At 70.7% G+C, this 11,116-nt stretch carries 8 protein-coding genes; 6 read left to right on the top strand and 2 right to left on the bottom strand.

Annotated elements, in window-relative coordinates:
* Positions 1-5 precede the first annotated feature (5 nt).
* The 6 genes from nirD (at position 6) to QTN24_RS06670 (ending at position 7,217) form a co-directional block, all read left to right on the top strand.
* Positions 6-404 carry a nitrite reductase small subunit NirD gene (gene nirD / locus QTN24_RS06695; RefSeq protein WP_124686396.1) on the top strand — a complete coding sequence of 133 codons (399 nt, stop codon included), beginning with the start codon at positions 6-8 and terminating at the stop codon, positions 402-404.
* Positions 405-435: 31 nt separating this feature from the next.
* Complete coding sequence (locus QTN24_RS06690; protein ID WP_313835979.1) at positions 436-1,692, top strand: NAD(P)/FAD-dependent oxidoreductase; 1,257 nt, start codon at positions 436-438, stop codon at positions 1,690-1,692.
* A 33-nt stretch (positions 1,693-1,725) separates the two neighbouring features.
* A complete protein-coding gene (locus tag QTN24_RS06685; protein WP_313835977.1) occupies positions 1,726-4,473 on the top strand; it encodes a molybdopterin-dependent oxidoreductase in 2,748 nt (915 codons plus the stop codon).
* Between the two features lie 130 nt (positions 4,474-4,603).
* Complete coding sequence (locus QTN24_RS06680; protein WP_124686393.1) at positions 4,604-5,230, top strand: transcriptional regulator; 627 nt, start codon at positions 4,604-4,606, stop codon at positions 5,228-5,230.
* On the top strand, positions 5,220-6,212 hold the full coding sequence (locus QTN24_RS06675) for an ornithine cyclodeaminase family protein (RefSeq protein WP_313835975.1): 993 nt from the start codon (positions 5,220-5,222) through the stop codon (positions 6,210-6,212). Before QTN24_RS06680 ends, QTN24_RS06675 begins: the two co-directional genes overlap by 11 nt.
* Before the next feature lie 36 nt (positions 6,213-6,248).
* Positions 6,249-7,217 (top strand): threo-3-hydroxy-L-aspartate ammonia-lyase, encoded by a 969-nt coding sequence (locus QTN24_RS06670; RefSeq protein WP_313835973.1) that lies wholly within the window; start codon positions 6,249-6,251, stop codon positions 7,215-7,217.
* Positions 7,218-7,248: 31 nt separating this feature from the next.
* Here QTN24_RS06670 and mdtD read toward each other — a convergent pair whose 3' ends face one another.
* On the bottom strand, positions 7,249-8,694 hold the full coding sequence (gene mdtD, locus QTN24_RS06665; RefSeq protein WP_124686390.1) for a multidrug transporter subunit MdtD: 1,446 nt from the start codon (positions 8,692-8,694) through the stop codon (positions 7,249-7,251).
* A 101-nt stretch (positions 8,695-8,795) separates the two neighbouring features.
* Complete coding sequence (locus QTN24_RS06660) at positions 8,796-10,844, bottom strand: TonB-dependent receptor (RefSeq protein WP_313836378.1); 2,049 nt, start codon at positions 10,842-10,844, stop codon at positions 8,796-8,798.
* Positions 10,845-11,116 lie beyond the last annotated feature (272 nt).

Raw genomic sequence — 11,116 nt, 5'->3', positions numbered from 1 at the left:
ACGTGATGAGCCAAGCCCACCATCCCGAAACCTGGACCGCAATCTGCACCTTGCGCGACATCGTGCCCAATACTGGTGTCTGCGCGCTGGTGGACCGGCAGCAGGTGGCCGTGTTCCGCATTGGCCGGGGAGAAGAGGTCTACGCGATCGCCAATTTCGATCCGAACTCGCAGGCCAACGTGCTGTCGCGCGGCCTGGTTGGCAGCCTGGGCGACCGCATCGTGGTGGCCTCGCCGATCTACAAGCACCACTTCGACCTGCGCACCGGCGAATGCCTGGAGGCGCCCGAGCACTCGGTCACGGCCTACGCGGCCCGCGTCTACGACGGCAAGGTCTGGGTGGCCGCATCGGCCACCACGGGCGCCGCCACGCCGGCCGGGGTCGAGGAAGAACTCGCCGCCTGACCCCCCTGCCCCCTCCACGCGCCCCACGATCATGCTCACGACGTCAAACGCCTCATCTCCCGCCGCGTCGGCCCGGCCGCGCCTGGTCGTCGTCGGCAACGGCATGGCCGGCATGCGCACGGTGGAAGAACTGCTCAAGCTCGCGCCGGACCTGTACGACATCACGGTGTTCGGCGCCGAGCCCCACGGCAACTACAACCGCATCCTGCTGAGCCCGGTGCTCGCCGGCGAGAAGACCGTCGACGACATCATGCTCAACACGCGCGACTGGTACACCCAGCACGGCATCGAGCTGCTGGCTGGCGACCCCGTGGTGGCCATCGACCGGCCGCGCCGCATCGTGCGCTCGGCCTCGGGCCGCGAGGTGCGCTACGACCGGCTGCTGCTGGCCACGGGCTCCAAGCCGTTCATCATCCCGGTGCCTGGCCACGCGCTGGACGGCGTGATCGCGTTCCGCGACATCCAGGACGTGGAGACGATGCTCCACGCCGCGCGCAACCACCGCCACGCCGTGGTCATCGGCGGCGGCCTGCTGGGGCTGGAAGCCGCCAACGGGCTGATGCGCCAGGGCATGGACGTCACCGTGGTACACCTGGCCGACAGCCTGATGGAGCGCCAGCTCGACAAGCCCGCCGCCGAACTGCTGAAGGCCGCGCTGGAGCGCAAGGGCCTGCGCTTCCTGCTGAAGGCGCAGACCGCGGCCATCCTGGGCGACGACCGCGTCACCGGCGTGCGCTTCCAGGACGGCTCGCAGGTGCCGGCGGACCTGGTGGTGATGACCGCCGGCGTGCGCCCGAACATCGAACTGGCGGCCGGCGCCGGGCTGCACTGCGAGCGCGCCATCGTCGTCGACGACACGCTGCAGACGTTCGACCCGCGCATCTACGCCGTGGGCGAATGCGTGCAGCACCGCAACGCCACGTTTGGCCTGGTGGCGCCGATCTGGGACCAGGCCCGCGTCTGCGCGGCGCACCTGGCCGGCGCGGGCCATCGGCGCTACATCCAGCAGGCCACGGCCACCAAGCTCAAGGTGACCGGCGTGGACCTGTACTCGGCCGGCGACTTCATCGGCGCCGAAGGCAGCGAGGACCTGGTGCTGCGCGATACGCGCCGCGGCGTGTACAAGCGGCTGGTGCTGCAGGATGGCCGGCTCGTCGGCGCCGTGCTGTACGGCGACGTCAAGGACGGCCCGTGGTATTTCGACCTGATCCAGAGCGGCAAGCCCGTGGCCGCGCTGCGGCAGCGCCTGCTGTTCGGCCAGGCGCAGTGCGAGTCCCTGGCGGCCTGACGCCGGCCGCCGCCGACCTTAGAGATTGATACCGTGAACCTGTCCGATATTGCGGTGGTCGCCACCACCGCCACCAAGACTGTCTCCACCACCTGCCCGTACTGCGGCGTGGGGTGCGGGGTGCGCGCCACGCTGCGCGCCGACGGCCAGGTTGAAGTCCAGGGCGATGCCGACCATCCGTCGAACTTCGGCCGCCTGTGCGTGAAGGGGTCGGCGCTGGGCGACACCGTCGGCCTGGACGGCCGGCTGCTGCACCCGCAACTGCGCCAGCCCGACGGATCGCTGCGCCGCGTGAGCTGGGACACCGCGCTGGACAAGGTGGCCAGCGGCTTTGCCGACATCGTGGCGCGGCACGGCCCGGACGCCGTGGCGCTCTACGTGTCCGGCCAGATCCTGACCGAGGACTACTACATCGCCAACAAGCTGATGAAGGGTTTCATCGGCTCGGCCAATATCGACACCAATTCGCGCCTGTGCATGTCGTCGGCCGTGGCCGGCCACAAGCGCGCGTTCGGCGAGGACCTGGTGCCGTGCAGCTACGACGACCTGGAACAGGCCGACCTGGTGGTGCTGGTGGGCTCCAACACGGCGTGGTGCCACCCGATCCTGTTCCAGCGCCTGACGCGCGCCAAGGAAGCGCGGCCCGGCATGAAGATCGTGGCCATCGACCCGCGCCGCACCGCCACGTGCGAGCTGGCCGACCTGCACCTGCCGCTGCGCGCCGGCACCGACGTGCGGCTGTTCAACGGCCTGCTCGGCTACCTGGCGCGCCAGGGCCATGCCGATGCCGCGTTCGTCGACGCCCATACCAGCGGACTGGACGCCGCGCTGGCGGCCGCCGATGCCGACGGCACCGACCTCGACGCGCTGGCCCGCGCGTGCAAGCTCGACCCGCAGGACGTGCGCACGTTCTTCGAACTGTTTGCCGGCACCGGCAAGGTCATCACGGCGTTCTCGATGGGCGTGAACCAGTCGTCGTCGGGCACGGACAAGGTCAACGCGATCATCAACTGCCACCTGCTGACCGGCCGCATCGGCCGCCCCGGCATGGGCCCGTTCTCGCTGACCGGCCAGCCCAACGCGATGGGCGGGCGCGAGGTGGGCGGCCTGGCCAACATGCTGGCCGCGCACATGGAGCTGGCCAACCCGGTCCACCGGGACATCGTGCAGGATTTCTGGCAGTCGCCGCGCATGGCCGACCAGCCGGGCCTGAAGGCCGTGGACCTGTTCCGCGCCATCGAGGCCGGCCAGGTCAAGGCCGTCTGGGTCATCGCCACCAATCCCGTGGTCAGCCTGCCCGATGCCGACCAGGCGCGCCGCGCGCTGGCAAAGTGCGAACTGGTGGTCACGTCCGACGTGGTCACGCATACCGACACCAACGACGCCGCCCACGTGCTGCTGCCCGCGCTGGGCTGGGGCGAGAAAGACGGCACGGTGACCAACTCCGAGCGCCGCATCTCGCGCCAGCGGGCGTTCCTGCCCGTGCCCGGCGAGGCGCGCGCGGACTGGGACATCCTGTGCGACGTGGCCCGCCGCATGGGCTTTGCCGGCTTCGACTACGCCAGCCAGCACGAGATCTTCGACGAGCACGCGCGGCTGTCGGCCTGGCGCAATGGCGACGCCGACGCCAGCGAGGCGCCCCGCATGTTCGACATCGGCGGGCTGGCCGGCCTGGCCCGGCGCGACTACGACGATTTCGTGCCCGTGCAGTGGCCGGTGCCAGGCGCCACGGCCGCCGGCACCAGCCGGCTGTTCGAGGATGGCCGCTACGCGTTCCCCGATGGCCGGGCGCGGTTCGTGCCGACGGCGTCGCGCGCGCCGGCGCATGCCGCCGACGACGAATTTCCGCTGATCCTGAACACCGGCCGCGTGCGCGACCAGTGGCACACCATGACGCGCACCGGCAAGGCCGCCCGGCTGGCCGACCACCTGCCCGAGCCGTTCGTCGACATGCACCCGCAGGACGCGCTGCTGTGCGGCGTGGGCGAAGGCAAGCTGGCGCGCGTGACCAGCCGCTGGGGCGCCATGGTGGCCCGCGTGCGCTTTGGCGGCGGCATTCCGCGCGGCAGCGTGTTCGTGCCGATCCACTGGAACGACCAGTTCAGTTCCGACGCGCGCGTGGGCGCCGTGGTCAATCCGGTGGTCGACCCGGTCTCGGGCGAGCCCGAGTTCAAGCACACGCCGGTGCGCGTGGAGGAATTCCGCGTGTCGTGGCACGGCTTTGTGCTGAGCCGCCGCGCGCTGCCCGCCGAGGCGCTGACGTACTGGACGCGCGTGCAGGGCCGCCAGTTCCAGCGCTATGAATTCGCCGGGCGCGAGCACGTGGCCGACCGCGCGGCCTGGGCCCGCGCGCTGCTGGGCGTGCAGGACCCGGATGCCGACTGGCTGGAATACGAGGACCGCACCGCCGGGGTCTATCACGCCGGCTACGTGGTCGACGACCGGCTGGAGGCATGCGTGTACGTGTCCACCCGCGCCGAGCTGCCGTCGCGCGCGTGGCTGTCGCAGCTCTTCGGCCAGGACCGGCTGGAAGACGGCGACCGCATCGGCCTGCTGCTGGGCCAGCCGCTGGAAAAGACCGCCGATGCCGGCCCCACCGTCTGCTCGTGCTTCGGCGTGGGCCGCAATACGATCTGCGACGCCGTGCGCCAGCACGACCTGAAGTCCACGGCCGAGATCACGGCCTGCGTGAAGGCCGGCGGCAACTGCGGATCGTGCGTGCCGGAGTTGCGCAAGCTCCTGGCCGAGATCCGCATTGTCGAGGCCGCCGAAGCGGCCTGACATCGGCAGCGGACGCACATGGCGCGGCAGCCAGGCGGCTGCCGCGCCATTTTTCCGTCGATTTCTTGACAATTCGTCCAGTGTTATACAAACTGTCCAGCATCGTTTTTCATCGCCGATGCGGCCCGCCATGCCAGAACGGACCCCGGAGCAGCGCCTGCTGCTCGAACAAGTGAAGCAGATAGCCGACGGGCTGGGCCAGACGCTGGCGCCGTTCTGCGAGGTCGTGCTGCACGACCTGCTGGAGCCGGGCCAGTCGATCCTGGCGATCCACAACAACCTGTCCGGCCGCGCCGTGGGCGACCCCACCACCGAGCTGGGCGAGGCCCGCATCACCGATCCCGGCTATCCGCAGATCCTGGCCAACTATCCGAACCAGTTTGCCGATGGCCGGCAGGCCAAGAGCACGTCGATCGGCATCAAGGACAGCACCGGCCGCTACGTGGCCGCGCTGTGCATGAACGTGGACCTGACGCTGTTCCGCAGCCTGCAGATGGCGATGGGCCAGTTCGTGCAGACCACCGCCGAGGGCCCCGAGGAAACGCTGGACCCGGCCAGCACCGAGGCGCTGCGCGCCCGCATCGACGCCTTTGCCGCGCGGCTGGCCACCACGCCGCGCGCGCTGAAGATCGAGGACCGGCGCGCGCTGCTGGCCGAACTGAAGGCCGGCGGGCTGCTGGAAGTGCGCCGGGCCATGGAAACCATCGCGGCCCACCTGGGGGTGTCGCGTGCCACCGTCTACACCTATGCCCGCTGACCGCGCCGCCGCGCAGCTTCTGCTGCTCGACAAACATGCCGTGGAAGCGGCGCTGATTCCCGACGACGTCGTGGCCGCCGTGCGCGAGGCGTTCGTGCTGCACAGCCACCGCGAAGGCCGCGTCTTTCCGCTGATCCGCGAAACGCTGCACACCGGCGGCGTGTTCGGCATCAAGGCCGGCGACGTGGGCCGGCAGAACCTGCTGGGCTTCAAGGCCGCCGGGTTCTGGCCCGGCAACCGCGAGCGCGGCGGCGAGCCGCACCAGGCGACCATCATGCTGGTCGACCCGGACACGGGCCGGCCGCTCTGCATCCTCGACGGCAACGCGATCACCACGGCCCGCACCGGCGCGGCCGGCGGCATCGGCCTGCAACGGCTGGCCCGGCCGGACAGCCGCCGCGTCTGCGTGTTCGGCACCGGCGTGCAGGCGCGCGTGCAGCTGGCGTACGCGCTGGCGTTGCTGCCGTCGCTCGCCGAGGTCAGCTACGTGACCGCCAGCGGCGCGCCAGACGCCGGCTTCGAGGCCGAGTTTGCGGCCAGCCTGGGCGGCCGTGGCCGCATCGCCCACGCGCCGGACCGCAATGGCGCCGTGGCCCAGGCCGATGTGGTCATCACGGCCACGCCGGGCGGCGGCGCGCTGTTCGACGCCGGCGCCGTGCAGCCGGGCACCCACCTGACCTGCGTGGGCGCCGACACCACCGGCAAGCGCGAGCTGCCGGACGGCGTGCTGGCGCGGGCCACGGTGATTGCCGACGACCTGGACCAGGCGCGCCGCATCGGCGAATGCCAGTGGGCGCCGGACCTGCACTGCATCGAACTGGGCGACCTGCTGACCGGCGCCGCCACGTTCGCGCGCCAGCCCGACGACATCACCGTGTTCGACATGACGGGCCTGGCGCTGCAAGACCTGACCGTCGCGCGCTTCCTGCACGAACGGGCCCTGGCCGACGGCGCCGGCACGCGCCTGGCCTGGCCCTGGTAACCGATTTCCTCCCGCGTCCATCCGCTCCCGACCATCATGACGACCCTGCCCCTGCCCACCTACGCCGACGTCGAAGCCGCCGCCGAACGCATTGCCGGCTACGCCAACCGCACGCCGGTCCACACGTCGCGCACGCTCAACGACCGGCTTGGCGCCGAAGTGTTCTTCAAGTGCGAGAACTTCCAGCGCATGGGCGCGTTCAAGTTCCGCGGCGCCTTCAACGCGCTGTCGAAGTTCACGCCCGCGCAGCGCCAGGGCGGCGTGGTGGCGTTCTCGTCCGGCAACCACGCCCAGGGCATCGCGCTGTCGGCCCGGCTGCTGGGCATGCCGGCCACGATCGTGATGCCGGCCGACGCCCCGGCGCTCAAGATCGCCGCCACCAAGGGCTACGGCGCCAACGTGGTGATCTACGACCGCTACACGGAAGACCGCGAAGCCATCGGCCGCGACCTGGCGGAAAAGCACGGCATGACGCTGATTCCGCCCTACGACCATCCGGACGTGATGGCCGGCCAGGGCACGGCCGCCAGGGAACTGTTCGAGGAAGTGGGCACGCTTGACGCGCTGTTCGCGCCGCTGGGCGGCGGCGGGCTGCTGTCGGGCACGGCGCTCGCCACGCGCGCGCTGGCGCCGCAATGCGAGCTCTACGGCGTGGAGCCGGAAGCCGGCAACGACGGCCAGCAGTCGTTCCGCAGCGGCAGCATCGTCCACATCGACACGCCCAAGACCATCGCCGACGGCGCCCAGACGCAGCACCTGGGCCAGCACACGTTCCCGATCATCCAGCGCGACGTCAACGACATCCTGACCGCCACCGACGCGCAACTGGTCGACGCCATGCGCTTCTTTGCCGAGCGCATGAAGATGATCGTCGAGCCGACCGGCGCCCTGGGCCTGGCCGCCGCGCTGCAGCAGGCGGACGCGCTCAAGGGCAAGCGCGTCGGCATCGTCATCAGCGGCGGCAACGTCGATATCGCGTGGTTTTGTGCGTTGATGAAGCGGTAGGATTACCGCCCCGCCAGCCTGGGGGGCTCCCCTACACCTCTTCCGACGGCTGCGCCCTGGCCACCGCCACGATCGGCTCGCGGTCGAGCTGCATGAAGATCCAGGCCGACGCCGACGTGATCAGGCCCACGCAGATGAACGTCGCGTGGAAAGCCGGCAGCACGTCGAAGTGGTGAGAGCCGATGCCGCCCTGGAACGTCGCCAGCAGCGCGCCGGCGGACGTTACCGCCAGGCTCATCGACAGCATCTGCACCATCGACAGCATGCTGTTGCCGCTGCTGGCCGTCACGCCGCTCAGGTCCTTCAGCGTCACCGTGTTCATGGCCGTGAACTGGATGGAGTTCACGGCGCCGAAGATCGCCATCATGACGATCACCAGCGGCAGCGGGCGCTCGGGCGAGATCAGCGCGAACGACGCCATCACCAGCCCCACCACGAACGTGTTGGTCACCAGCACCTTGCGGTAGCCAAAGCGTTCGATCAGGTGCGTGGCCAGCCGCTTGGACGCCATGCCGGCCACGGTCACCGGCACCATCATCAGCCCGGCGTTGAACGGCGAGTAGCCCAGGCTCAACTGCAGCGTCAGCGGAATCAGGAACGGCATGGCGCCGTTGCCGATCCGCGCGAACAGGTTGCCCAGCAGCCCCACGCTGAACGCGTGGATGCCGAACAGCTGCAGCGGAAACAGCGGCGCCGCGCTGCGCCGGGCGTGGAACACGTAGGCGGTCAGCGCGGCCATGCTGGCAATCAGCAGCATCAGCACCGTGGCGTGCTGGAAGCCCATGCCGGCCAGCCCGTCGAGCGAGAACGACAGCGTCACCATGGCGATGGCCAGGAACGCATAGCCGGCGATGTCAAAGCGCCCGATGCCGGGCAGCCGCGCGTTGGGCATGTAGCGCACCGTGGCCACCGCGCCAATCAGCCCTACCGGCACGTTGATCAGGAAGATCCAGTGCCAGGAGAACGTCTGCGTGATCCAGCCGCCCAGCGTCGGCCCGATCAGCGGCCCGATCATGCCCGGGATGGCCACGAAGCTCAGCGCCTGCAGATACTGCTCGCGCGGGAACGTGCGCAGCACCGACAGCCGCCCCACCGGCAGCAGCATCGCCCCGCCCGCGCCCTGCACCACGCGCGCCGCCGCCAGCAGCGGCAGCGTGGGCGCCCAGGCGCACAGCAGCGACCCCAGCACGAACAGGCCGATGGCGGTCTGGAAGATCGTGCGCGTGCCAAAGCGGTCGGCCAGCCAGCCCGACGCCGGGATGATGACGGCCATCGTCAGCGAATACGCGATGACCACCGACTGCATGCGCAGCGGGCTCTCGCCCAGGCTGCGCGCCATCGACGGCAACGCGGTGTTGACGATGGTGGAGTCCAGCGTCTGCATGAAGAAGCCCACGGCCACCACCCACAGCATGATGCGCAGCTTGGGGTCCTGGGGCGTGGAGACGGTATCGACGGGGGGCGGGGCTAACGGCATGGAGGCGCGCGGAAGGCGGCTAAAACCGCAACCTTAGGCGGGCGATGGCCGCATGGCAAGCGCGCGGCACGATCATCGCCCATTCGCGGCTCCCGGCCCGGTCACATCGACGCCCGCAGCCCGACGAAGAAGCGCCGCCCCGGCGCCGGCTCGTAGTATCTGCCATTGGCTTCATTGACGATGACCGAGCCGATGTAGTGCCGGTCGGCCACGTTGTCGATCCGGCCGAACACGTAGAGCTGCGTGGCGCCCACCTTGAACGTGTAGCCGGTCTTCAGGTTGACGGTGAGGTAGCCGGGCGCGGCCTGCGTGTTCAGGTCGTCGGCGTAGACCTTGCTGTCCGCGCGGGCCTCCACGCCCACCATCCACTGGCCCCACGGCCGGTACGTGACCTCGGCGCCCAGGCTGTGCCGCGCGGTGCCCGGCAGCCGGTTGCCGGCCGCCACGGTGGCGCCCTGCGCGTTGACGAACGATTCGCCGAAATAGGCCGACAGGTAGGTGTAGCCCAGCCCGGCCGCCAGCCGCTCGCCCGGGCCGAACGCGCCGCGCCAGCCCAGTTCCAGCCCGCGCCGGCGCACGCCGTCCACGTTCTGGTAGACCGTGCGGCCGGCATCGTTGGCCAGCGGCACCACCTCGGCGTGGCTGTCGGCATCGAACAGCGCGGCCTCCAGCCGCTGGCTGCCCGACTGCCATTTCACGCCGATCTCGCCCTGCCGGCTCGTGGACGCCTGCAGCCCCAGGTTGGCCCCGACGCCGCCCGGGCCGTAGGCCACCTCGGTCAGCGTGGGCGTCTCGAAGCCGCGCCCCAGGTTGGCGTAGACGTTGAGCGACTCCATCGCATGCCAGACCACGCCCAGCACCGGGCTGACGTTGTGGTACGTGGACGTGCCACTGTCGTCGGGGCTGGCGGCGGTCACGAAATGGTCGTCGATGCGCAGCCGCACTCTGCTGGCCCGCACCCCGCCCACCAGTTCCCAGGCCGGATGCACGGTCCAGTTGAATTGCGCGAAGGCACCGTAGTCGGCCGCCTCATCGGTCTCGTCGCGGCGCAGCGCGCCCTGCTGGCCGTTGTCGTTGACGTAGCCGTGGCGCCCGTCGCGCATGGCGTTGGTCTCGATGCCGGCAGTCCATTGCAGCGGCAGGCCGTTGGCCGTGGTCTTGCGCGTCCACGTCAGCGCGCCGCCGCCGTAGGTGCGGTCCAGGTCGACGATGCCGCCCGCCGACGTGGGCGCCGCGCCGCTGAAGCCCAGCCGCTGCGTGAGTTGCCGGCCGCCGCCGTAGAGCCGGAAGTTCAGGCTGTCGCGCTCGGTCAACTGGTGCTCCACGACCACCCCGGCCTGGGTCTGCTCCACGTCCTTGCCGGTGTTGAACTGGGTGGCGGCCGGCACCGACTGGCGCGGATTGGCCTCGGCCTGCGCGCGCGTCAGCCCCAGCGGGTCTTCAGCCAGCGGCTGGTTGAAGTAGTTGAACTGGCCCGTGACCCTGGTGCCCGAGGCGGGCCGGGCCACGATCTTGGCGTTGAGCTGGTAGCGCCGCGCGGCGCTGTGGTCGCGGTAGCCGTCGGTCTGGTAGGTCCAGGCATCGAGCGTGCCGCCCAGGCGGTCGTTGCCGCCGCCCAGCGTCACGCCGGCCTGCCACTGGCCGTCCGACCCGAAGCCGGTGGACGCGCGCCCGGCAAACCCCTGCGTGGGCGGGTCGGGCGTGAAGACCTGCACCACGCCGCCCGACGCATTGCCGTACATCTGGGCAAACGGCCCGCGCAGGATTTCCACGCGGCTGGCGTTGGCCAGGTCGAACGTCGACGACTGGCCCTGCCCGTCCGGCATCGTCGCCGGAATGCCGTCGACAAACAGCCGCACGCCGCGCACGCCGAACGTCGACCGGCTGCCAAAGCCGCGCACCGCGATCTGCAGGTCTTGCGAATAGTTCTGGCGGTCGCGCACGGCGATGCCGGGGCTGGTCAGCGTCAGCTCGGACAGGTTGACCAGCGGCGACGTGGCCGTGAACGGGTCCACGGCGATGCTGTCGATGGCGGCCGGCGCGTCGAAGCGCCGCTGCTCGTTGCGGCTGGCGCTGACCACCACGTCGGGCAGCGCCGCCTCTTGCGCGCTGGCCGGCACGGCCGGGGTCATGGCCAGCGGCACCGCCATCCAGGCGGCCGGCCGGCGCCCGAGCGCGGCCAGCAGTGCGGTACGCAGTGCGGAAGTCTGGGTCCTGCCGGCAGCGTGCATGGGGGCGCGTCCCGAAGATAGACACCTCGCACGCGCGGATTGCGCGTGGCGCCTAGTCTACTCCCGGCCACCGGGCCCGCGCCGTCGGGCGCACGCTGACAGCGCGGCGGCGTGGCGCCCGGGCGTCAGATTGATGATGCGCCGTGGCCGGCGCAATGCTACCCTCTGGTGCCGCCGCACGCTGTCTGGCG

The sequence above is a fragment of the Cupriavidus sp. SZY C1 genome (genome assembly GCF_032190535.1).
Taxonomy (GTDB): domain Bacteria; phylum Pseudomonadota; class Gammaproteobacteria; order Burkholderiales; family Burkholderiaceae; genus Cupriavidus; species Cupriavidus pauculus_C.
The sequence above is the reverse complement of the archived record's forward strand: the minus strand, read 5'-3'. Positions and strand labels throughout refer to the sequence as shown.